Origin of the sequence: Streptomyces sp. Da 82-17 (assembly GCF_046098215.1) — a bacterium.
Taxonomy (GTDB): Bacteria; Actinomycetota; Actinomycetes; order Streptomycetales; family Streptomycetaceae; genus Streptomyces.
In genome coordinates this window covers 563064-586217 of the sequence record NZ_JBJURH010000001.1, presented here as the reverse complement: position 1 = coordinate 586217, position 23154 = coordinate 563064, and the positions used below count along the sequence as shown (strand labels likewise).

Annotated in this window: 19 protein-coding genes; 16 read left to right on the top strand and 3 right to left on the bottom strand. The window is 72.5% G+C overall.

Annotated features, from left to right (window positions below):
- The first annotated feature begins 15 nt into the window (after positions 1–15).
- From ACIDOF_RS02640 to ACIDOF_RS02590, 11 genes are all read left to right on the top strand, one after another.
- On the top strand, positions 16–981 hold the full coding sequence (locus ACIDOF_RS02640) for a LysR family transcriptional regulator (protein WP_409003942.1): 966 nt from the start codon (positions 16–18) through the stop codon (positions 979–981).
- Between the two features lie 183 nt (positions 982–1164).
- On the top strand, positions 1165–2046 hold the full coding sequence (locus tag ACIDOF_RS02635) for a hypothetical protein (protein ID WP_409003941.1): 882 nt from the start codon (positions 1165–1167) through the stop codon (positions 2044–2046).
- Positions 2043–4307 carry a bifunctional polysaccharide deacetylase/glycosyltransferase family 2 protein gene (locus tag ACIDOF_RS02630; protein ID WP_409003940.1) on the top strand — a complete coding sequence of 755 codons (2265 nt, stop codon included), beginning with the start codon at positions 2043–2045 and terminating at the stop codon, positions 4305–4307. The genes ACIDOF_RS02635 and ACIDOF_RS02630 overlap by 4 nt, the downstream gene beginning before the upstream one ends.
- Positions 4304–5488 (top strand): acyltransferase family protein, encoded by a 1185-nt coding sequence (locus ACIDOF_RS02625; RefSeq protein ID WP_409003939.1) that lies wholly within the window; start codon positions 4304–4306, stop codon positions 5486–5488. The genes ACIDOF_RS02630 and ACIDOF_RS02625 overlap by 4 nt, the downstream gene beginning before the upstream one ends.
- 94 nt (positions 5489–5582) lie before the next feature.
- Positions 5583–6959, top strand: a complete 1377-nt coding sequence (locus tag ACIDOF_RS02620) for a nitrate/nitrite transporter (RefSeq protein ID WP_409003938.1) — start codon at positions 5583–5585, stop codon at positions 6957–6959.
- Positions 6960–7117: 158 nt separating this feature from the next.
- Positions 7118–8275, top strand: coding sequence for a uroporphyrinogen-III synthase (locus ACIDOF_RS02615; RefSeq protein WP_409003937.1), 1158 nt, complete (start codon positions 7118–7120; stop codon positions 8273–8275).
- A gap of 299 nt (positions 8276–8574) precedes the next feature.
- Positions 8575–9162, top strand: coding sequence for a sigma-70 family RNA polymerase sigma factor (locus ACIDOF_RS02610; protein WP_409003936.1), 588 nt, complete (start codon positions 8575–8577; stop codon positions 9160–9162).
- Positions 9159–9947 carry an anti-sigma factor family protein gene (locus ACIDOF_RS02605; protein ID WP_409003935.1) on the top strand — a complete coding sequence of 263 codons (789 nt, stop codon included), beginning with the start codon at positions 9159–9161 and terminating at the stop codon, positions 9945–9947. Before ACIDOF_RS02610 ends, ACIDOF_RS02605 begins: the two co-directional genes overlap by 4 nt.
- A gap of 68 nt (positions 9948–10015) precedes the next feature.
- A complete protein-coding gene (locus ACIDOF_RS02600; protein WP_409003934.1) occupies positions 10016–12274 on the top strand; it encodes a HelD family protein in 2259 nt (752 codons plus the stop codon).
- Positions 12275–12777: 503 nt separating this feature from the next.
- Positions 12778–14211, top strand: coding sequence for an NAD-dependent malic enzyme (locus ACIDOF_RS02595; protein WP_409003933.1), 1434 nt, complete (start codon positions 12778–12780; stop codon positions 14209–14211).
- A gap of 364 nt (positions 14212–14575) precedes the next feature.
- Complete coding sequence (locus tag ACIDOF_RS02590; protein WP_016645140.1) at positions 14576–14857, top strand: HU family DNA-binding protein; 282 nt, start codon at positions 14576–14578, stop codon at positions 14855–14857.
- A 97-nt stretch (positions 14858–14954) separates the two neighbouring features.
- On the opposite strand, the gene ACIDOF_RS02585 is transcribed toward ACIDOF_RS02590, so the two are convergent.
- Both ACIDOF_RS02585 and ACIDOF_RS02580 read right to left on the bottom strand, forming a co-directional pair.
- A complete protein-coding gene (locus ACIDOF_RS02585) occupies positions 14955–15632 on the bottom strand; it encodes an HAD family hydrolase (RefSeq protein WP_409003932.1) in 678 nt (225 codons plus the stop codon).
- A complete protein-coding gene (locus tag ACIDOF_RS02580) occupies positions 15629–16387 on the bottom strand; it encodes a GntR family transcriptional regulator (protein ID WP_409003931.1) in 759 nt (252 codons plus the stop codon). The genes ACIDOF_RS02585 and ACIDOF_RS02580 overlap by 4 nt, the downstream gene beginning before the upstream one ends.
- Positions 16388–16694: 307 nt before the next feature.
- Here ACIDOF_RS02580 and ACIDOF_RS02575 point away from each other — a divergent pair, with 307 nt between their 5' ends.
- From ACIDOF_RS02575 to ACIDOF_RS02560, 4 genes are read left to right on the top strand one after another with little or no spacing between them, the layout of a single operon-like run.
- Positions 16695–17849 (top strand): extracellular solute-binding protein, encoded by a 1155-nt coding sequence (locus tag ACIDOF_RS02575; protein WP_409003930.1) that lies wholly within the window; start codon positions 16695–16697, stop codon positions 17847–17849.
- A gap of 2 nt (positions 17850–17851) precedes the next feature.
- On the top strand, positions 17852–18799 hold the full coding sequence (locus tag ACIDOF_RS02570; RefSeq protein WP_409003929.1) for an ABC transporter permease: 948 nt from the start codon (positions 17852–17854) through the stop codon (positions 18797–18799).
- Positions 18787–19608, top strand: coding sequence for an ABC transporter permease (locus tag ACIDOF_RS02565; RefSeq protein ID WP_409003928.1), 822 nt, complete (start codon positions 18787–18789; stop codon positions 19606–19608). Before ACIDOF_RS02570 ends, ACIDOF_RS02565 begins: the two co-directional genes overlap by 13 nt.
- Entirely contained in the window at positions 19605–20657 is a 1053-nt protein-coding gene (locus ACIDOF_RS02560; protein ID WP_409003927.1) for an ABC transporter ATP-binding protein, read from the top strand. Before ACIDOF_RS02565 ends, ACIDOF_RS02560 begins: the two co-directional genes overlap by 4 nt.
- Before the next feature lie 244 nt (positions 20658–20901).
- On the opposite strand, the gene murA is transcribed toward ACIDOF_RS02560, so the two are convergent.
- Positions 20902–22248 carry a UDP-N-acetylglucosamine 1-carboxyvinyltransferase gene (gene murA, locus ACIDOF_RS02555; RefSeq protein ID WP_409003926.1) on the bottom strand — a complete coding sequence of 449 codons (1347 nt, stop codon included), beginning with the start codon at positions 22246–22248 and terminating at the stop codon, positions 20902–20904.
- Between the two features lie 274 nt (positions 22249–22522).
- Between murA and ACIDOF_RS02550 the strand changes: the two genes are divergently transcribed.
- A complete protein-coding gene (locus tag ACIDOF_RS02550) occupies positions 22523–23134 on the top strand; it encodes a YqgE/AlgH family protein (RefSeq protein ID WP_409004033.1) in 612 nt (203 codons plus the stop codon).
- Positions 23135–23154 lie beyond the last annotated feature (20 nt).

Sequence of the window (23154 nt, the reverse complement as noted above, 5' to 3'; positions counted from 1 at the left end):
TTGTAGATTGCGGCGATGCCCCGTGACATAGAGCCGCGGCTGCTGCGCTGCTTCCTGGCGGTGGCCGACGAGCTGCACTTCACCCGCGCCGCCGCCCGCCTGCACGTCGCCCAGCAGGCGCTGAGCCGCGATGTCCGCCGTCTGGAGCGGGAGTTGGGCGTCGAGCTGTTCGTCCGGACCACCCGGCAGGTGACGCCGACGGCGGACGCGGAACGGCTCGTGCCGTACGCCCGCCGGGTCCTCGCCGCGCAGGACGAGCTCCTCGCCGCCGTGGCCGGGGGCGGGCGGCCGCTGCTCGTCGACGTGAACAGCCCCGGCCTGGTCTTCGAGCGGCTGCTCGCGCAGGCCCGTGAACTCGCCCCGGAACACGAGCTGATGGCCCGCTACGAGAGCGGCCTCACCGGCGCCGCCGCGGAGATCGTGGCGGGCCGCCTGGACGCCTCCTTCGGCCGGTACGCCGGGCTCGACGCGGCCCTGCGCGCCGGGCTCGACCACCTCCCCGTGCGGTACGAGCCGATGGCCGTCGTGCTGCCCGAGGACCATCCGCTGGCAGGCCTCGCCGAGGTGCCGCTCGACGCGCTCGCGGGCGAGGCCGTGTACGCGGGCGCCGGGAATCCGCGCACGCCGGAGTGGACGGACCTCGCCCGGCGGCTCTTCGCGGGGCGCGGTATCGACGTGGCGCCGCCCGCCCCGCTGGCCGTCGGCGCCGAGGAGTTCCGGCGGATCATGGCGAAGACGCGTACGCCGGTGCTCGCCGTGGTGGACTTTCCCGCGATGCCGGGGTGCGTGCTGCGGCCGCTGGTGGACCCGGTGCCGCTGTCGCCGGTCTCCCTGGTCTGGCGTCGGGGCCTGCGGCATCCCGCCCTGGACGCGCTGCGGACGGCCTGCGCGCGGGCGGCGGCCGTGGAGGGCTGGCTGCGGAGGCCGGTCGACGGATGGATTCCGGCCGAGGATGAACAGGTCATGACGGGCCAGAACTGATCACAAAGGGTCGGATCAGAACGAGAAATACGATAGTGACCTTTGTTGCGCTACCTTCAGTCCGCCGGCGCGTTGGTTGGTCATTGGGGGGCGCCCGGACCGGGTGGGGGCTTGGTCCGGCTGCGAGTGTCGGTCTCGCGCGTGCGCCCGATTTTCCGGTCCTTGGGGAATGGGCTTACTTCAGTGGGAACTTGGCGGGAAGACGTCCTGTCCGGACGTACGCACGACCCGAGCGGTGTCACGGTTCAGATCGACGGCGTGGGGCGCCGGCTGCGGGGGCCCGCTCCGAGCGCGCCCGCCGGCGGCCCGGTGTTCGTGGACGAGTCCGGCAGCCGCGGCAGGCTGCTGCGCCGGGCGGGTTGGGTCGTCGGCCTGGCCTGCGCGGGTTACGCGGGGGTGCTCGGGGTGTCGCTGCTCACCGGCACGTCCGACGCGCCGTGGATGCCCGGCATCGGCAAGGAGTACGACGAGCCCGCCGGGCGCGCCGAACCCACGTCGACGGCCGCGCTCATGGACGACGAGGGCGGGAAGGGCGGCGCGGCGGACGTACGGCGCCCGGGCGCGGGCGGGGCCGAAGGGAAGCGCCCGGCGCCCTCGCCGAGCGGCACCGCGCGATCCGGGCCGGACGGCCTCAACGGCCCGTCGCCGCAGGCGGGTTCCCCCCGCCCGGCGGAGAGCGACCGGCACGGCACGGGCGGTACGGGCGGCGCGAACGGCGGGCCCGCTTGGGGCCCCGGGCGCGGTACGAGCGGGGGCGGCGGGCTGCCGAGCCGCGAGCCGACCCGCCCCGGCCCGCCGCCCCGCCCCGAACCCACCCGCGAAGCCCCGCCCCCGCCGAGCCACGGCAACGGACACGGCCACGGCCCCAGCCACAGGCCCGAGCCGCGCCCCACGAGCAGCACCGCACCCGGGCCGGGCCCGGCCGGACCGCCCGCCTCGAACGCGCCCGGAACCACCAAGGCCAAGGGCAAGGGCAAGGGCAACGGCAAGGCGAAGGCCAAGGGCAAGGGCAAGGGCAAGGCCAAAGGCAAGGCGAAGGCCAAGCACAGGGCCGGGGCCCGATGACCGATCGCACGAGCCGTGCGACCTGCGCGAGCGGAACAAGCCGTACGAGACCCGCCGCCCCCGGCCGTACGAAATCCGGCGCCCGGCTCCCGTCCCGCCGCCCGATGCGGTTTCTGCTGCCCGTGCTGCTGCTCGTGGCGCTCGTCGCGATGCTGATGCTGCGCGGCTACGTGCACAGCGAGATCCTCGCCGACCACCGGGTGCGCCCGCCCGCGCCCAGCGACAAGGTGCCGCAGCAGGTGCTCGAAGGCGGCCCCGTCATCGACGCGCGGGACCCGGAGCGGCCCGCCGAGGCGCTGCGCGTGCCCCGGCACAAGCTGGTGCTGACCTTCGACGACGGACCCGACCCGGTGTGGACCCCGAAGGTCCTCGACAAGCTGCGCGAACACCGGGCGCACGGCGTCTTCTTCGTCACCGGCGCGATGGCCGCCCGCCACCCCGGCCTGGTCGAACGCATGGTGCGGGAGGGGCACGAGGTGGGGCTGCACACGTTCAACCACCCGGATCTCTCGTACCAGTCGAAGGGCCGGATCGACTGGGAGCTGACGCAGAACCAGCTCTCCCTCGCCGGCGCCGCCGGGATCCGGACCTCGCTGTTCCGGCCGCCGTACTCCTCGTTCGCGGACGCCTTCGACAACGCCAACTGGCCGGTCACGGAATACATCGGGGGCCGCGGCTACATCACGGTCGTCAACGACACCGACAGCGAGGACTGGAAACGGCCCGGCGTCGACCGGATCGTCGCCAACGCCACCCCGCGCGGCGGCGACGGCGCGATCGTGCTGCTGCACGACTCCGGCGGCGACCGCTCGCAGACCCTCGCCGCCCTCGACCGCCTGCTGCCTCAACTCCGGGCGCAGGGCTACGAGTTCACCAACCTCACCGAGGCGCTCGGCGCCCCCGGCGCGCACACCCCGGTCACCGGGTTCGAGCTGTGGCGGGGCCGCGCGTTCGTGGCCGCCGTCGGGGTGTCGGAGGGCGTGACGGACGCGCTCGTCGTGTGCCTGGCCGTCGTCGGCGTGCTGGTCCTGGCGCGCTTCGGGCTGATGCTGCTGCTGTCGTGGGCGCACGCCCGGCGCACCCGCAGCAGCCGGTTCAGCTGGGGCCCGCCCGTCACGGAACCGGTGTCGGTGCTGGTGCCCGCGTACAACGAGGCGAAGTGCATCGAGAACACGGTGCGGTCGCTGATGGGCGGAGAGCATCCCGTCGAGGTGATCGTCGTCGACGACGGCTCGACCGACGGCACCGCCCGGATCGTCGAGGACCTCGGCCTGCCCGGCGTGCGGGTGGTCCGGCAGCTGAACGCGGGCAAGCCGGCCGCCCTCAACCGGGGCCTGGCCGAGGCCCGGCACGACCTGGTCGTGATGATGGACGGCGACACCGTCTTCGAGCCGTCCACGGTCCGCGAGCTGGTGCAGCCCTTCGGCGACCACCGGGTCGGCGCGGTCGCGGGCAACGCCAAGGTCGGCAACAAGGACACCCTGATCGGCTCCTGGCAGCACATCGAGTACGTGATGGGCTTCAACCTCGACCGCCGCATGTACGACGTGCTGCGCTGCATGCCCACCATCCCCGGCGCCGTCGGGGCGTTCCGGCGCAGCGCCCTCGCGCGGGTCGGCGGCATGAGCGACGACACCCTCGCCGAGGACACCGACATCACCATGGCCCTGCACCGCGAGGGCTGGCGCGTGGTGTACGCCGAGAACGCCCGCGCCTGGACCGAGGCCCCTCAGACCGTCAGACAACTGTGGTCGCAGCGCTACCGCTGGTCGTACGGCACCATGCAGGCGATCTGGAAGCACCGCCGTGCCCTGGTCGAGGGCGGGGCCTCGGGCCGGTTCGGGCGGGTGGGCCTGCCGCTGGTCTCGCTGTTCATGGTCCTGGCCCCGCTGCTCGCCCCGCTCATCGACGTGTTCCTGCTGTACGGGCTGGTCTTCGGGCCGACCCTGCGGACCGTCGCGGCCTGGCTCGGGGTGCTCGCGGTGCAGGCGGCCTGCGCGGCGTTCGCGTTCCGGCTCGACCGGGAGCGGCTCGTCCACCTGGTGTCGCTGCCGCTCCAGCAGCTGCTGTACCGGCAGTTGATGTACGTGGTGCTGCTCCAGTCCTGGGTCACCGCCCTGTCCGGTGGGCGGCTGCGCTGGCAGAAGCTCCGCCGGACCGGAACCGTCGGCTCCCCCGGAGGCGCCCCGGGCGGCACCCTGGGCGGGACCGTGCCCGCCGCGCACCGCCCGGCCGCCCGCGAACGGAGGCCCGTCGGATGACCACCGCGACCGCCCGCCAGGACCCGCCGACGACCCCCGCGCCACCTCCCGTACGCGACCGCTACCTCGACCTGCTCCGCACCCTCGCCCTGGTCCGGGTGGTCGCGTACCACGTGTTCGGCTGGGCCTGGCTGACCGTCCTCTTCCCGTCGATGGGCGTGATGTTCGCGCTCGCCGGGTCGCTCATGGCCCGCTCGCTGCGCCGCCCCGCGTGGAGCGTGATCCGCGGCCGCCTCCGCCGGCTCCTGCCGCCGGTCTGGCTGTTCGCCGCCGTCGTCGTACCGCTGATGCTGTACGCGGGCTGGCAGCCGGCCCGTACCGGCACCTGGGCGGTGGAGTTCCTGAACTATCTCGTGCCGGTGGGCGCACCGCCCTTCCCGGAGCGGCTCGGCGGGGACCCGGGGCTCGTCGACGGGACGTGGGCGGAGCAGGCGGTCGGGCCGCTCTGGTACGTGCGCGCCTACCTCTGGTTCGTCGTCGCCTCGCCGCTGCTGCTGTGGGCGTTCCGGCGGGCGCCGTGGCCGACGCTGCTCGCGCCGCTCGCGCTCACCGCCGTCGTCGGCACCGGCCTGCTGCGCGTCCCCGGCGAGACCGGCGAGGCCGTCGCCGACTTCGCGACGTACGGCTCCTGCTGGGTGCTCGGCTTCGCCCACCACGACGGGCTGCTGCGGCGCCTGCCTGGCCGGATCGCCCTCTGCTGCGGCGCGCTCGCCATGGCCCTCGGCCTGTGGTGGGCCGCCGGGCACCTCGGCCCGGAGGGCTGGGACCTGAACGACATCCCGCCCGCCCAGGCCGCCTGGTCCGCCGGCTTCGTCCTGATCCTGCTGCGGTACGCGCCGTCCTGGCGCCGACTCCCGGGCAGGCTGCGGCACTTGGACCGGATCGTCACCCTCGCCAACAACCGGGCCGTCACCGTCTACCTCTGGCACAACCTCCTGATCCTCGCGACCGTCCCGCTCCTCGACCTCCTCTGGGACGTCCCGTACGTGGACGCGCATCTCTCCGGGTTCCTGGAGAGCACGTACACGCTGTGGATGTTCCTGCTCGTCTGGCCGCTGCTCGCGCTCGCCGTGCTCGGCGCCGGCTGGGCCGAGGACCTGGCCGCGCGACGGCGACCGCGGCTCCGGCCGGACGGCGGCACCCGGACGAGAGGGCTCACATCCGGGGCGGGCGGCGGGTGAGAGCAAGGTTGCGCGGAGGTCACCTGACGCCACGGGGCTGAAATGCGCCCTCCCTAGCGTCGCTTCCACGACCCGACGCATCAGTGGAGGCGTGATGACAGCCCCGACCACCACCCCACCCGCCCGCAAGGGGGGCCGCTGGATCGAGCAGTGGGACCCGGAGGACGAGGGCTTCTGGAAGGAGACCGGCGAACGCGTCGCCCGCCGCAACCTCGCCTTCTCCGTCCTCTCCGAGCACATCGGCTTCTCTATCTGGACCCTCTGGTCCGTGCTCGTGCTGTTCATGGGCCCCGAGTACGGCATCGACCCGGCCGGAAAGTTCTTCCTCGTGTCGATGGCCACCCTCGTCGGGGCCGTGGTGCGAGTGCCGTACACGTTCGCCGTGGCCCGCTTCGGCGGCCGCAACTGGACGGTCTTCGCGGCGTCCCTGCTCCTGCTGCCCACGGTCGCCGCGTTCCTCGTCATGGAGCCCGGCACGTCGTACACCACGTTCATGCTGTGCGCCCTGCTCACCGGCGTCGGCGGCGGCAACTTCGCCTCGTCCATGACGAACATCAACGGCTTCTTCCCGCTCCGCAAGAAGGGCTGGGCGCTCGGCCTCAACGCGGGCGGCGGCAACATCGGCGTGCCCGTCGTCCAGCTCATCGGCCTCGCCGTGATCGGCGCGGCGGGCGGCCCGCGGCTGCTGCTCGGCATCTACATCCCGCTCATCGCCGTCTCCGCGGTCTGCGCGTTCCTGTTCATGGACAACCTCGCGCCCGTCCGCAACGACACCGGCGCCGCCAAGGAAGCCGTCCGCGACCCGCACACCTGGATCATGGCGTTCCTGTACATCGGCACGTTCGGCTCGTTCATCGGCTACAGCTTCGCGTTCGGCCTCGTCCTGCAGACCCAGTTCGGGCGTACGCCGCTGCAGGCCGCGTCGATCACGTTCATCGGGCCGCTGCTCGGCTCCCTCATCCGGCCCGTCGGCGGCACGCTCGCCGACCGCTTCGGCGGGGCCCGGATCACGCTGTGGAACTTCGTCGCCATGGGCGCCGCGACCGCCGTCATCGTCGTCGCGTCCCTGCAGGCCTCGCTGACCCTGTTCACCTGCGCCTTCATCGCCCTGTTCGTGCTGACCGGGCTCGGCAACGGCTCCACGTACAAGATGATCCCCGGCATCTTCCAGGCCAAGGCACTCGCCCAAGGGCTCGGCGGCGAGGAGGCGGCGGCCTACGGGCGGCGGCTCTCCGGCGCCGCGATGGGCCTGATCGGCGCGGTCGGCGCGCTCGGCGGGCTCGGCATCAACCTGGCCTTCCGCCAGTCCTTCTCGACGGCCGGGTCCGGCACCGGCGCGTTCGTCGCGTTCCTCATCTGCTACGCCGCCTGCTTCGCCGTCACCTGGGCCGTATACCTGCGCCGCGGCACCCCGAAGCCGACGGCGGCCGAGCCGCAGAAGGAGCGGGAGCTCAGCTACGCCCAGGTGTGAGCCCACGCGGGAGCGGCCGACCCGTCGGCCCTCCCGCCCTGCGGCCGCCGTGCGTGCTGCGCGACGATGTAACACGTACGACATCGAGGCGATCCGAGCCCGTCACGCCCCGTTGACATGCTCGCAGAGCTCAAGGCTCCTCAGTGAACGAGACCCTCATGCAGCCCAATGACCATGCGAAACACGGCCCCCTCTCCGGGTTCACCGTCGGCGTGACCGCCGCACGGCGGGCCGACGAGCTCGGTGCGCTGCTCACCCGGCGCGGCGCGGCCGTCCAGCACGCGCCCGCCCTGCGGATCGTGCCGCTCTCCGACGACGGCGAACTCCTCGACGCCACCCGGCAGATCATCGACCACGCGCCCGACGTCGTGATCGCCACCACCGCCATCGGCTTCCGCGGCTGGATCGAGGCCGCCGACGGCTGGGGGCTCGGCGACGCCCTCCTCGACCGGCTCCGCGGGCTCGAACTCCTCGCCCGCGGGCCCAAGGTGAAAGGCGCGATCCGGGCCGCCGGGCTCACCGAGGAATGGTCGCCCGACTCCGAGTCCATGGCCGAAGTGCTCGACCGGCTGCTCGCCGAAGGCGTCGAGGGCCGCCGCATCGCCCTCCAACTGCACGGCGAACCGCTCCCCGGCTTCGTCGAGTCGCTGCGGGCGGGCGGGGCGGAGGTCGTCGGCGTGCCCGTCTACCGCTGGATGCCGCCGGAGGACCTCGCGCCGGTCGACCGGCTGATCGAGGCCACCCTCGCCCGCGGCGTGGACGCGCTCACCTTCACCAGCGCGCCCGCCGCCGCGTCCCTGCTGAACCGCGCCCGCGAACTCGACCGGCTCGACCCGTTCCTCGACGCCCTGCGCCACGACGTCCTGCCGGCCTGCGTCGGGCCCGTCACCGCCCTCCCACTGGAGGCCCACGGCATCGACACGGTCCAGCCGGCCCGCTTCCGGCTCGGCCCCCTCGTCCAGCTCCTCTGCGTCGAACTCCCGGCCCGCGCCCGTACGTTGCACCTCGCCGGGCACCGCGTGGAGATCCGCGGCCACGCCGTCCTCGTCGACGGCGAGCTGCGCGCCGTGCCGCCCGCCGGCATGTCCCTGCTGCGCACCCTCGCCCGCCGCCCCGGCTGGGTCGTCGGCCGCGCGGAACTGCTGCGGGCGCTGCCGGGGGCGGGGCGGGACGAGCATGCGGTCGAGACGGCGATGGCGCGGCTGCGGACGGCGTTGGGGGTGCCGAAGCTGATTCAGACGGTGGTGAAGCGGGGGTATCGGCTCGCCCTCGACCCGGCGGCGGAGTCCAAGTACGCGGACGTACCCGGGAGTTGACCTGCGGTCGGCCCGGGCGTCGTCGCGGGTCGCTCGCGCAGTGCCCCGTCGGGGCCGTCACTTGGCTTTCCCGCCGTAGTGGCCGCTCGCGCAGTTCCCCGCGCCCCTTTTGGGGTCCGCCCCCCGTCGTTCGGCTTTCCCGCCGTCGTGGTCGCTCGCGCAGTTCCCCGCGCCCCTGTCGGGGCACGCCCCGGGCCCGGGAAGGGGCGGGGTGGGGAAAAGGGCGCGGTGCGGTTGAACGTTCTCGCCCGCTCCCACGTACCTCTGGAAAACCAGGGCCCCGGGCCGGGACAGTGGAGGTGCGCGTGCGGGAGGATTCCGGCGTGGCAGCGGCAGCCGACCGTCGCTCGCGGGCACGCCATCGCATGCCCCGACAGGCGGGCGTCGACGAGGAGTTGATGCGCGCGCTCTACCGGGAGCACGCGGCACCGCTGCTCTCGTACGTGCTGCGCCTGGTCGCCGGCGACCGGCAGCGGGCCGAGGACGTCGTGCAGGAGACCCTCATCCGGGCGTGGAAGAACGCCGGGCGGCTGCAGGGCGGCTCCGGGTCGGTGCGGCCCTGGCTGGTGACCGTGGCCCGGCGTATCGTCATCGACGGCCACCGCAGCCGGCAGGCCCGGCCGCAGGAGGTCGACCCCTCGCCCCTCGACGTGATGCCCGCGGAGGACGAGATCGACAAGGCGCTCTGGCTCATGACGCTCTCGGACGCGCTCGACGACCTGACGCCGGCGCACCGCGAGGTCCTCGTGGAGACGTACTTCAAGGGCCGTACGGTCAACGAGGCCGCGCAGTCGCTCGGCATACCGCCCGGCACGGTCCGCTCGCGGGTGTTCTACGCGCTGCGCTCGATGAAGCTGGCACTGCAGGAGCGGGGGGTGACGCCGTGAGCGCGTACGGGGGGTCCGGGGCGGGGGAGTCCGGGCAGGAGTCCGTGCACGAGGCCGTCGGGGCGTACGCCCTGGGTGTGCTCGACGAGCCGCAGGCCGCCGCGTTCGAGGCGCATCTCGCCCAATGCGCCTACTGCGTGCGGGAGTTGGACGAGCTCGCCGGGATGGAGCCGATGCTCGCCGCGCTCGCCGCCGACGGCGTGCCCGGCCAGGTCCCGTCGCCCGCGTCGCCCCGCCCGGAGTCCGACCGCCTCCTCGACGGGCTGCTCGCCGCGACCGCCCGCGAGCGCACCGGCCGGCGCAGGCGCGCCCGCCTGCTGCTCGCCGCCGCGGCCGCGCTGATCGTCACCGTCCCGCTCGCCGTCCTCGGCGCGAGCGGCGACGACCCGGGTACGCGCACGCCGGAGGCGCATCCGACGAGTCCCGCGCAGGACGCGTTCTTCCACCACGTTGAGGACAAGGCCGCGGCCACCGACCGTACGACCGGCGTCACCGCGACCGTCGGCACCGAGGCCAAGCCGTGGGGCACGCACGCCGTCCTGGAGCTGAAGAACGTCAAGGGCCCGTTGAAGTGCAGGCTCGTCGCCGTCGGCCGGGACGGCGCGGAGGAGACCGTCACCACGTGGTCGGTGCCGAAGTGGGGGTACGGGATCGACGACAGCCCGCACACCCGGGCCCGCGCCCCGCTCTACGTGCACGGCGGCGCCGCGATGGCCGCGTCCGAGATCGACCGGTTCGAGGTCCGCACGCTGGACGGACGACGCCTTGTGGAGGTCGGCGCGTAACTTCGCGTACGGTTGACGGCTGCCCAGTACAGCAGAAGGGGAACGCGGTGGCCGTCGACAACGGAACCATGCCGTCAGGCACACGCGACCGGGAGATCAGCGCCGAACAGGCCCACCTCGACCGTGTCTACCGCCGTCTCGAGGAGAAGATCCACGAGGCCGAGTTCCTCATGCACGACGCCGCCAAGCGCGGCCAGGTCGGCACGCCGGGCGCGCTCGCCGAGCGGGACGCGCAGGTCTTCCGCGCCGGTGTGCACCTCAACCGCCTCAACAACGAGTTCGAGGACTTCCTCTTCGGCCGCATCGACCTGCTCCTCGGCAAGGACGGCAAGAAGGGCCCGGACGGCGCGTACACCTCGGTCGAACCGGCCGACGACGCGATCCGGCCCGACAACACCGCCGACATCGCCGAGACCCTGCACATCGGCCGCATCGGCGTGCTCGACGCGGACTTCTCGCCGCTCGTCATCGACTGGCGCGCCCCGGCCGCCGCGCCCTTCTACCGCTCCACCCCGGTCGACCCGGGCCGGGTGGTGCGGCGCCGCGTCATCCGCTCCAAGGGCCGCAAGGTGCTCGGCGTCGAGGACGACCTGATGCGCCCCGAGCTGACCGCGTACCTCGACGGCGAGGAGCTCCCGGTCCTCGGCGACGGCGCCCTGATGGCCGCGCTCGGCCAGGCCCGCTCGCACACCATGCGGGACATCGTGGCCTCCATCCAGGCCGAGCAGGACCTGGTCATCCGCGCCCCCGCCGCCTCCGTGACGTACGTCGAGGGCGGCCCCGGCACCGGCAAGACCGCCGTCGCCCTGCACCGCGCCGCGTACCTGCTCTACCAGGACCGGCGGCGGTACGCGGGCGGCATCCTGATCGTCTCGCCGACCCCGCTGCTCGTCGCGTACACCGAGGGCGTGCTGCCGTCGCTCGGCGAGGAGGGGCAGGTCGCGATCCGCGCGGTCGGCTCGCTCGTCGACGGCGCGGAGGCCACGGTGTACGACGAGCCGCCCGTGGCCCGCGTCAAGGGCTCCTCGCGGATGCTGAAGGTGCTGCGCAAGGCGGCCCGCGGCGTCCTGGAACGCCCGGACGCGCCCGACCTGCTGCGCGTCGTGGCCTTCGGCCGGCGCATCGAGCTGGAGGCGGCCGAGCTGTCCCGCATCCGGCAGGCCGTGCTCGGCGGCACCGCGCCCGTGAACCTGCTGCGCCCGCGCGCCCGCAAGCTGCTCCTGGACGCGCTGTGGGCCAAGTCCGGTGCGGCGAACCGGCATTCGGACCCGGAGCTGGCCGCCGAGCTGCGCTCCTCCTTCGACGAGGACGTCTCCACGGAGGACGCCTTCCTCGCGTTCCTGGACGCCTGGTGGCCCGAGCTCACCCCGCGCCAGGTGCTCGCCGCGATGGCCGACGAGAAGCGCCTCGGCCGCTGGTCCCGCCGCGTCCTCAACCCGGGGGAGACCCGCCGCCTGGCCCGCTCGCTGCGCCGCGAGGGCCTGTCCGTGCACGACGTGGCGCTCCTGGACGAGCTGCAGACCATCCTCGGCGCCCCGGCCCGCCCGAAGAAGAAGCGTGAGCTCGACCCGCTGGACCAGCTCACCGGCCTGGAGGAGCTGATGCCGCAGCGCGAGGAGACCCAGCGCGAGCGCGCCGAGCGCCTGGCCCAGGAACGCGTCGAGTACGCGCACGTCATCGTCGACGAGGCGCAGGACCTGACGCCGATGCAGTGGCGGATGGTCGGCCGCCGCGGCCGGCACGCGACATGGACGGTCGTCGGCGACCCGGCGCAGTCCTCCTGGTCGGACCCGGACGAGGCGGCCGAGGCGCGCGACGAGGCGCTCGGCACCCGCCCCCGGCGCCGCTTCGAACTCACCGTCAACTACCGCAACCCGTCGGAGATCGCGGAGCTCGCCGCGAAGGTGCTGGCCCTCGCCATGCCGGGCAGCGCGTCCCCGAAGGCGGTCAGGTCGACGGGCGTGGAGCCGCGGTTCGCGGTGTCCGACGGCGACCTGGGCGCGCGCGTCCGGGCGGAGGCGGAGGCGCTGCTCGACCGGGTCGACGGCACGATCGGCGTCGTCGTCGCGATGCGCCGCCGCGAGGAGGCCGCCCGCTGGCTCGCGGGGCTCGGGGAGCGCGTGGTCGCCCTCGGCAGCCTGGAGGCCAAGGGGCTGGAGTACGACGCGACGATCGTGGTCTCCCCGGCGGAGATCGCCGACGAGTCCCCGGCGGGCCTGCGCGTCCTGTACGTCGCCCTGACCCGCGCCACCCAGCAGCTCACGGTGGTCTCGGGCGAGCGCGACGAGCCGGACGCGGCGGGCGTACCGGACCTGCTGCGGGACTGACGGCGACGGCGGAACGGTCACTTCCGGCCTTGCACAGAAGCCGGAAAAGTGCCACCCCGCACGGGAATTGCCTTACGGGGATCGTTTGTTACCTTGGACGTGGCACCGGCCCGATCCAAGCCCCCGGGCCCAACCTTCGTCGCTACGAGCGACCACTTGCCGCGAGGCGAGCATGGCGGGTCGGTGTCATCGAACGTCAGGAGAGGCCCGCGTCACCCACGGTGGCGCGGGCCTCTTCGTCGTTGCTTCGCCCGGCGCCCGGCTCGTCGCCCTCTTCGTCGATACCTCCAGGGTTTGGCCCGTGGAGCGGCAAGGACTTCCCACGATCCTCCACTTCTCGTATGGTGGAATATGTTTTCCGAATCCACTCGGTGAGCGTCCGAGCCCGTACCGGCCGGGGACGTGAACAAAACGTTCTCAATCCGGGGCGGCTACCACGTACCCAGCGGTAGGTGCGACGATCGGATGACGCACGCGACATACAGGTGAAAGAGGAAGTCGGCATGGCAACGGCGCCCAGCGTCTCCTACTCGATGACGGTCAGGCTCGAGGTGCCTGCGAGCGGCACGGCCGTATCGCAGCTCACCACGGCCGTCGAGTCCCACGGAGGCTCGGTCACCGGCCTCGACGTCACGGCTTCCGGCCACGAGAAGCTCCGTATCGACGTCACCATCGCCGCGACCTCCACCGCGCACGCGGACGAGATCGTCGAGCAGCTCAGCACCATCGAGGGCGTCACGCTCGGCAAGGTCTCCGACCGTACGTTCCTGATGCACCTCGGCGGCAAGATCGAGATGGCGTCGAAACACCCCATTCGCAACCGCGACGACCTCTCGATGGTCTACACGCCCGGCGTCGCCCGCGTCTGCATGGCCATCGCCGAGAACCCCGAGGACGCCCGCCGCCTCACCATCAAGCGCAACACCGTCGCGGTCGTGACGGACGGCTCGGCCGTGCTCGGCCTCGGCAACATCGGCCCGATGGCCGCCATGCCCGTCATGGAGGGCAAGGCCGCCCTCTTCAAGCGCTTCGCCGACATCGACGCCTGGCCGATCTGCCTGGACACCCAGGACACCGACGCCATCGTCGAGCACGTCAAGGCGATCGCCCCCGGCTTCGCGGGCATCAACCTGGAGGACATCTCCGCGCCCCGCTGCTTCGAGATCGAGGCCCGCCTGCGCGAGGCCCTCGACATCCCGGTCTTCCACGACGACCAGCACGGCACGGCCATCGTCGTGCTCGCCGCCCTGACCAACGCCCTGCGCGTGGTCGGCAAGAACATCGGCGACGTCCGCGTGGTCATGTCCGGCGCGGGCGCGGCCGGCACGGCGATCCTGAAGCTGCTGATCGCCGCCGGCGTCAAGCACGCCGTGGTGGCCGACATCCACGGCGTCGTGCACGCCGACCGCGACGACCTCAAGGACGCGGCGGAGGACTCCCCGCTGCGCTGGATCGCGGACAACACCAACCCCGAGGGCGTCACCGGCACCCTCAAGCAGGCGGTCGTCGGCGCCGACGTCTTCATCGGCGTCTCGGCCCCGAACGTCCTGGGCGGGGACGACGTCGCGGCCATGGCGGACGACGCCATCGTGTTCGCGCTCGCGAACCCGGACCCGGAGGTCGACCCGTCGATCGCCCGGCAGACCGCGGGCGTCGTGGCCACCGGCCGCTCCGACTTCCCGAACCAGATCAACAACGTCCTGGTCTTCCCGGGCGTGTTCCGCGGCCTGCTCGACGCCCAGTCGCGCACGGTGAACACCGAGATGATGCTGGCCGCCGCCACCGCCCTCGCGGACGTCGTCACCGAGGACGAGCTGAACCCGAACTACATCATCCCGAGCGTCTTCAACGACAAGGTCGCCGGCGCCGTCGCCGGAGCGGTGCGCAACGCCGCGAAGGCCGCCGGGGTCGCCGCGGGGGCCGCGCCCACCGCCTGATGTGACGGTTCCCACGGCGGTCGGGGCGGCGCGTCGCGGAACCCGCGCCGTCGCCCCGCCCTCTAGGGTTACGGGGCGTCGCGCCCTGGAATCATGGGCGTCCGAGGCTCGGAGCTGGACGGACTGTCGCCAACTTCGTCACCATTTAGACGAAGTGGCGCTTTTCGTGTGACTCCCAAGGGTGCCGGATTGGCTTTCCCGCCATTTTTAGGGGCAGGATGCGTCTCTAGGCGGGAGGGTCCGACTGACGGACCCGGGTCCGGGGACCCACGAAGGACCCTGGCAGCATCGGCTTCGCTGTGCTGAACATGCGGCTCGACCGCGTGGCACGCCTCAACGGCAAGAAGAACACGGGAGTACAAACATGAACCGCAGTGAGCTGGTGGCCGCGCTGGCCGACCGCGCCGAGGTGACCCGCAAGGACGCCGACGCCGTGCTGGCCGCGTTCGCCGAGACCGTCGGCGAGATCGTTGCCAAGGGCGACGAGAAGGTCACCATCCCCGGCTTCCTGACCTTCGAGCGCACCCACCGTGCCGCTCGCACCGCCCGCAACCCGCAGACCGGCGAGCCGATCAACATCCCCGCCGGCTACAGCGTGAAGGTTTCGGCGGGCTCGAAGCTGAAGGAAGCGGCGAAGGGCAAGTAAGCCTCGTCGTAAGCGCGGAGGGCGGCACCCGGTACGTTCCGGGTGCCGCCCTCTTTGCTTGCCGTGGGTCGGCGTTCAAGTGGCCCCTGACCGGCGGTCAGACCAGACCGACGTCTTCCAGGGTCCGCACCACCGTCGTCCTGGGCCCCGGCGCGATCCCCGGGACCGAGGGCACCGCGAGGAGTCTGCAGCCCGCCGCGAGGGCCGCCGCCGCTCCCGTGGGGGTGTCCTCCACCGCCAGGCAGTCCTCCGGGGCCACGCCGAGGGCCCGGGCCGCGGCGAGATACGGGTCCGGGTGCGGCTTGCCGCGCTCCGTCTCGCCCGATGTGACCGAGGTGTCGAAGCGGTGCCGGCCCAGGGTGTCGAGGACCAGTTCGGCCACGTGCCGCTCCGAGGCCGTCACGAGGGCCGTCGGCACGCCGAGCGCCCGAGCCCCGTCGAGCAGCTGCAGCGCGCCGGGCTGCACGGTCACACCGGCCGCGACCCGGGAGGTGAACGCCCGGTCCAGGATCTCGGCGCTCTGAGCCGCCGTCAGGGCCGTCAGACCGTGCCGTACGAGGTGGTCGGCGGCGTCGGCGAGCGCGGCGCCCGCGAACGGGGCCAGGGTCGGGCCCGTCGACGGGGAGCCCTGGGCGTGCAGGAACTCGGCGACCGCCTCCAGCCAGGCGTGCTCGGTGTCGACGAGCGTGCCGTCCATGTCGCACAGCAGGGCCGCGGGGCGCGGCAGGGCGAACGGGGCGTCCGACGCGGGGAGTTCCGTGGCGGGGTTCTTCAACTGCGGTTCCTCAAGGGTCGAGGGGACGTACGGGCCAGGGGGTTGGCCTGCACGGAGTTGCGGACGGTGAAGACCACCGTGCCGGGCCGGTAGCGGTCGTCGGACGTCTCCACCGGGCGGCCCTCCGCGGTGGTCGTCGTACGGCGCACGCGAAGGAGCGGGGAGCCGCGGCGGACGGACAGTTCGCGGGCGTCGACCGTGCCGGCGGGGACCGCGTCCAGGTGGTGCTCGCCGTGCGACATCACCAGGCCGACCGCGTCGTACAGGCTCTGCGTCACCGACTCGCAGTCGTCCGGGAGGGCTTCGACGGCCTCGGCGCACCAGCCCGCGTAGACCGTGCGCTCCAGCAGGACCGGCTCGCCGTCCAGGGTGCGGATCCGCAGGACGTGCAACACCTGCTCGCCCGGGGCGAGTTGGAGCTGGGCGGCCTCGGCCTCGGTGGCCTTTCCGCGGCGCGTGGAGAGCACCCGGCCGCCGGGGGTGCGGCCGCCCGCGCGGGCCCACTGGGCGAAGCTGCGCAGCTCGGTGAAGCTCTGGCTGGGCGTCACGGCGAGCACCACACGGCGGGCGCCCTGCCGCGAGCCGATCAGGCCCTCCGACTGCAACGCGCCGAAGGCCTGGCGCAGCGTGCCGCGCGATACGCCGTGCGCGGCGGCGAGTTCGGCCTCCGAGGGCAGGACGGCGCCCACCGGGTAGCGGCCGTCGGCGATGGCGCGGCGCAGCTCGTCGGCGATTTCCTCATGCCGTCGGGTCACTTGTCTCCTCGGACGGTTCGTGCTGGTGGCGGCGCGGGCGGGGGACGCCAGGACCTCGATCATGTCATCCGGCTACGGCTCTGCGCACCTCCGTACTGTGCGCAGATGTGCACACCGTCCAGGATGCGGGACTCTGCTTATAACCGCTTGCCCGGAAGGTAAACACTTCTCTTCATAACGCTTTTGACCTGCACTTTTTCCTCACCGAGAGCTTTACCCCGCAGTCACTTCACGGTTATCTTCATCCGGCTTACTGACGATGGCTTGTCCAGACAGGTGGCATGCCAAAGACCCAGGAGTACCCATCGTGAAGGCATACCGTCCCCGTGGTTCGAGGCGCGCCCTGACCGTCGCCGCCTGCGCACTCGTCACCGCCGCCGCGGCCACCGGCTGCGGTGCCGCGCCGACCGCGGACGCGCAGAACAGCAAGGCGGGCAAGGCCCGTTCGGCCGCCGACGTCGGCGGCCTCGACAAGCTGGCCGCGGCCGCGAAGAAGGAGGGCGAGCTGAACGTCTACGCCCTCGCGCCCGACTGGGCGAACTACGGCGAGATGGTCAAGGCCTTCGAGAAGAAGTACGGGATCCAGGTCAACAACGAGAACCCCGGCGGCAGCAGCCAGCAGGCCCTCAACGCCGCCGAGAAGCGCAAGGGCCAGCCCCGCGCCGTCGACGCCCTGGACCTCGGCACCGCGTACATGCAGGACGCCAAGGCCAAGCAGCTGCTCGTCCCGTACAAGGTCGAGGGCTGGGACGGGCTGCCGAAGGGGCAGAAGGAGGCCGACGGGTCGTTCGCGGACAACTACGGCGGCTACATCTCCATCGGCTGCGACGCCGAGGCCGTCAAGAAGTGCCCGGAGACCTTCAAGGACCTGCTGAAGCCCGCGTACAAGAACAAGGTCGCCCTCAACGGCAACCCGACCGAGTCCAGCTCCGCGCTGTCCGCCGTGTTCGCCGCGTCCCTCGCCAACGGGGGCTCGCTCGACGACGTGCAGCCCGGCCTCGACTTCTTCAAGAAGCTGAAGCAGAGCGGCAATTACGTGCCCGCCGAGTCCACCCTCGCCACCATCCAGAAGGGCGAGACCCCGATCTCCATCGACTGGGACTACCTCAACCTCGGCTACGCCGACAAGCTCGCGGGCAAGGGCGTCGACTGGCAGGTGACGGTCCCGGAGGACGGCCAGTACTCGCTGTACTACAACCAGGGCGTCAACAAGTACGCCCCGCACCCGGCCGCCGCCCGCCTCTGGCTGGAGTTCGTCTACAGCGAGGAGGGCCAGAACATCTGGCTCAAGGGCTACTCGCGGCCCGCCCTCCTGGACCGCATGGTCGAGGACGGCACCGTCGACAAGGCCGCCAACGCCAAGCTCCCCGAGGTCACCGGCACCCCGAAGTCCGCCACTCCCGAGCAGGAGGCCGCGGCCAAGGAGAAGGTCGTGCAGGGCTGGGGCAAGGCGGTCGGCTGAGCATGGCGGAGCAAGTTCTCCAGCAGGCGTCCGTACGCGCCGACCACCCCCCTGCGCGTACGGACGCCCCCGCGCCCGCGCCCGCCGCCGCGTCCGGGCGCCGGGTACGCCGGCGCCGGGCGCCCTGGCTCGCCGTCGTCCCGTTCTTCGCGTTCCTCGCCGTCGGCTTCGGCCTGCCCGCCGGGACCATGGCGTACGGCGCGTTCACCGCGACCGACCCGGCGACCGGCGCGACCCGCTTCACCACCGACAACGTCACCGGCGCGCTGAGCGGGGTGTACGCGGAAGGCCTCGCCGGAAGCGTGCAACTCTCCCTCGTCACCGCCCTGTCGGCGACCGCCGTCGGCGCCGTCGTCGCGCAGGCCCTGGTCGCCTCGCGCAGGCCCGCGCTGCGCCGGGCCGTCGTGGCCGCCTGCGGGGTGTTCGCGAACTTCTCCGGGGCGCCGCTCGCGTTCGCGTTCATCGCCACGCTCGGCACCACCGGCACCCTGACCCGGATGCTGTCCCTGGAGTCGACCGGCTTCAGCGTCTACACCTTCACCGGGCTCGTCCTCGCGTACCTCTACTTCATGGTGCCGCTGATGGTCGTCACCGTCCTGCCCGCCTTCGACGGGCTGCGCAGCCAGTGGCGGGAGGCCGCCGCGTCCTGTGGGGCGACCCGCGGGCAGTTCTGGCGGCACGTCGGCATCCCCGTGCTCACGCCGTCGCTGCTCGGCGGGGCCGTCCTGATGTTCGGCACCGCCTTCGCGTCGCACGCCACCGCGGCCGTGCTCGTCGGCGGATCCGTGCAGTTGATCACCATTCAGATCGCCAACGCCCTCAACGGCAACGTGCTCGCCGGGCAGGAGAACCTGGCGCTCGCGATGAGCCTCAACATGGTCCTGGTCGCGCTGCTCGTCATGGCCGTACAGATACCGCTGCAGCGCAGGAGTGCCCGATGGCTCGGATGACGTCGCGCGGCCCCGTACTGGGAATCGCCGCCCTCTACTTCCTCGTGCCCGTCGCGGCCTCGCTGTGGTTCACCATCGACGGCGCCGACGGCATCAGCTTCGACGTGTACAGCAAGGGCCTCGGCTCCGAAGGCCTCACCACCAGCCTGCTGCGCTCCGTCTCCATCGGCCTGGCCACCGTGGCGCTCGGGCTGCTGCTCATGGTGCCGACCACCGTCGCCGTCGCCCTGCGCCTTCCGAAGCTGCGCCGGCTCGTCGAGATCCTCTGCATGATGCCGCTCGTCGTCCCGCCGATCGCCCTGGTCGCGGGCGTCGCCACCGTCCTCTCCTGGCAGCAGGACCTGGCCGCGACCCCGCTGTACGGCACCTTCCAGGCGCTCATCGACCGCGACTTCCCGCTCATCCTCGTCATCGTCTACACGGTGATGTCGCTGCCATTCCTGTACCGCTCCCTCGACGCGGGCCTGCGCTCCGTCGACCTGCGCACCCTCGTCGAGGCCGCCCGCAGCCTCGGCGCGTCCCGCACCCAGACCCTGCTCCAGGTGATCGCGCCCAACCTGCGCCAGGCCGTCATGGGCGGCGCCGTGCTCAGCCTCGCCATGGTGCTCGGCGAGTACTCCGTCGCGTCCGTCCTCGGCTTCGAGCCGTTCGCCGTGTGGATGGTGAACGTCGGCGACAGCGAGGCCCAGCTCTCCGTCGCCGCCGCCATGTTGAGCCTGCTCTTCACCTGGGGGCTGCTGCTCCTGCTCACGGCCCTCGCGGGCGGCCGTACCCGCACCGCCTCCCGTCAGCAAAGGAAGACCTCATGACCGTCCCCGTCCAACTCAAGCAACTGCGCCGCGAGTTCGGGGCGACCACGGCACTCGACGGGCTCGACCTGGACATCGCGCCCGGCGAACTCGTCGCCCTCCTCGGCCCGTCCGGCTGCGGCAAGACGACCGCGCTGCGCATCGTCGCGGGCTTCGAACAGGCCGACAGCGGCGAGCTCCTCATGGACGGCCAGGACGTCACACAGGTCCCCGCGCACCGCCGCGACATCGGCATGGTCTTCCAGTCGTACTCCCTGTTCCCGAACATGACGGCCGCCGAGAACGTCGCGTACGGGCTGCGCGTACGGGGCGTCCCGTCCGGTGAACGGGCCGCGCGGGCAAGCGAGTTGCTCGACCTCGTCGGCCTTCCGGGGCGCGGCGGGCACTACCCGCACCAGCTCTCCGGCGGCCAGCAGCAGCGCGTCGCGCTCGCGCGGGCCCTCGCGATCCGGCCGCGGGTGCTGCTGCTCGACGAGCCGCTGTCGGCGCTCGACGCGAAGGTGCGGCTCACCCTCCGCGAGGAGATCCGGCGCATCCAGCTGGAGCTCGGCATCACCACGGTCTTCGTCACCCACGACCAGGAGGAGGCCCTGTCCATGGCGGACCGGGTCGCCGTCATGAAGGACGGCCGCCTCGAACAGTGCGCGCCGCCCGCCGAGTTGTACGACCGTCCGGCCACGCCGTTCGTCGCGGAGTTCGTCGGCACGATGAACCGGGTGCGGGGGGTCGTGCGGGACGGGGGCGTGGTCGAGCTGCTCGGACGGCGGCTGCCGGTGCAGGGGGAGTCCGGGTTCGGCGCCGGTACCGAGGTCGACGTGCTGCTCCGGCCGGAGGGGTTCGCGGTTACGGCGGGCGGGGACTCGGTGGTGCGGGTGGCGACGTTCCTCGGGGCGACGACTCGGCTGCACGTGGCGACTCCGTCGGGGGCCGAGGTCAAGGTCGACGTTCCCAGCTCCGTGGCGGCGGAACTCACGCCGGGGGCGGCCTGCACGGTCGCTCCGCGCGATCTGCCGGTGCTGGTGGCTGAACGGGCGCTGGTGGCGGGCTAGTTGCTTCTTCCCCAGTCCCGCCCCTTCCCGTAACTGGGGCTCCGCCCCAGACCCCGCTCCTCAAACGCCGGTGGGGCTGGATTGTGCGGGCCCCGTCAGGGCGCGGGGAACTGCGCGACCAGCCACGACGGCGGGAAAGCGAACACCGCCGGAGGCTTTCGGGAAGGGGCGGGGTGGGGAAATGACAACGGAGCGGCACCCACGACCAGGGGTGCCGCTCCGTCGACGTACAGGTGAAGAGGAACTACACCAGCGCCCCGCCCGGCAGCTCCACCTTCGCGCCGAGCTCCACCAGCTTCTCCATGAAGTTCTCGTAACCCCGGTTGATCAGGTCGATGCCGTGGACCCGGGACGTGCCCTGCGCGGCCAGCGCCGCGATCAGGTACGAGAAGCCGCCGCGCAGGTCGGGGATGACCAGGTCCGCGCCCTGCAGTTTCGTCGGGCCGGAAACCACCGCGGAGTGCAGGAAGTTGCGCTGGCCGAAGCGGCAGTCGGAGCCGCCGAGGCACTCGCGGTACAGCTGGATGTGCGCGCCCATCTGGTTCAGCGCCGACGTGAAGCCGAGCCGCGACTCGTACACCGTCTCGTGGACGATGGACAGGCCCGCGGCCTGCGTCAGGGCGACGACCAGCGGCTGCTGCCAGTCCGTCTGGAAGCCGGGGTGCACGTCCGTCTCCAGGGCGATGGCGTTGAGCGAGCCGCCCGGGTGCCAGAAGCGGATGCCCTCGTCGTCGATCTCGAAGGCGCCGCCGACCTTGCGGTACGTGTTGAGGAAGGTCATCATCGTGCGCTGCTGCGCGCCGCGCACGTAGATGTTGCCCTCGGTCGCGAGCGCCGCGGACGCCCACGAAGCCGCCTCCAGGCGGTCGGACAGGGCCTGGTGGTTGTAGCCGCCGAGCTTGTCGACACCGGTGATGCGTATCGTCCGGTCGGTGTCCATGGCGATGATCGCGCCCATCTTCTGCAGCACGCAGATGAGGTCCTCGATCTCCGGTTCCACGGCCGCGTTGGACAGCTCGGTGACACCTTCGGCCAGGACGGCCGTCAGCAGCACCTGCTCGGTCGCGCCCACCGACGGGTAGGGCAGCCGGATCTTGGTGCCGCGCAGCCGCTGCGGGGCCTCCAGGTACTGGCCGTCGGCGCGCTTCTCGATCGTCGCGCCGAACTGCCGAAGCACCTCGAAGTGGAAGTCGACCGGACGGCCGCCGATGTCGCAGCCGCCGAGGCCCGGGATGAACGCGTGGCCGAGGCGGTGCAGGAGCGGGCCGCACAGCAGGATCGGAATGCGGGACGAGCCCGCGTGCGCGTCGATGTCCGCGACGTTGGCGGACTCCACGTGCGAGGGGTCGAGCACCAGCTCACCCGGCTCGTCGCCCGGACGGACGGTCACGCCGTGCAGCTGCAGCAGGCCCCGCACCACCCGCACGTCGCGGATGTCCGGGACATTGCGCAGGCGGGACGGACCGCTGCCGAGCAGCGCCGCGACCATGGCCTTGGGCACCAGGTTCTTGGCGCCGCGGACCCGGATCTCGCCCTCCAGCGGGGTGCCGCCGTGGACAAGCAGTACGTCGTCAATGCCGTTGACGGTCATCTATCTCGCGTTCCGATGAGGTGGGCAGGGGGCAGAAGAGACAGAGTAATGGGCTTCCACCCCCTTCAAGTAAGGCCCGGGGGGCTCTCGTACGTCATGACTTCGCCACAACACGAACCGTGCCTTTTCCTGCGCATACGGTCACCGAAATCGGACGCTCCCGACATGTGCCCGCCCCGTGCGCCCGACGTGCATCCCTGCGCTGTGAGCTGCGACGGCTCACGTACCGCCGTCCGCTCCCCACCGAGGGCGAAGATGCGGGATCATGTCTGCCATGACCGAGGTGTCCTCGCTCACAGGGCGGCTGCTCGTCGCCACACCGGCCCTGGCGGACCCGAATTTCGACCGCGCCGTCGTGCTCGTCCTCGACCATGACGACGAGGGCTCCCTCGGCGTGGTCCTGAACCGCCCGACCCCGGTCGGCGTCGGCGACATCCTGGAGGGCTGGGCCGCACTGGCCGGCGAACCCGGCGTCGTCTTCCAGGGCGGGCCCGTCTCCCTCGACTCGGCGCTCGGCGTCGGCGTGATCCCCGGCGAGGAGGAGACCCCGGACGGCACCGCCCCGCGCGCCGGCGGCCGCACCGGCAGCCGGGACCCGCTCGGCTTCCGCCGCGTGCACGGCGCGATCGGCCTGGTCGACCTGGAGACCCCGCCGGAACTCCTCGCCGCCGCCCTCGGCTCCCTGCGCATCTTCGCCGGGTACGCGGGCTGGGGCCCCGGCCAGCTGGAGGACGAGCTGGCGGACGGCGCGTGGTACGTCGTGGACTCGGAGCCGGGGGACGTGTCGTCGCCGGTGCCCGAGTCGCTGTGGCGGGCGGTCCTCCGGCGCCAGCGCAGCGAACTCGCCATGGTGGCCACGTACGCGGACGATCCGTCGCTCAACTGACCGGCGGGCGGCCGCGAGCG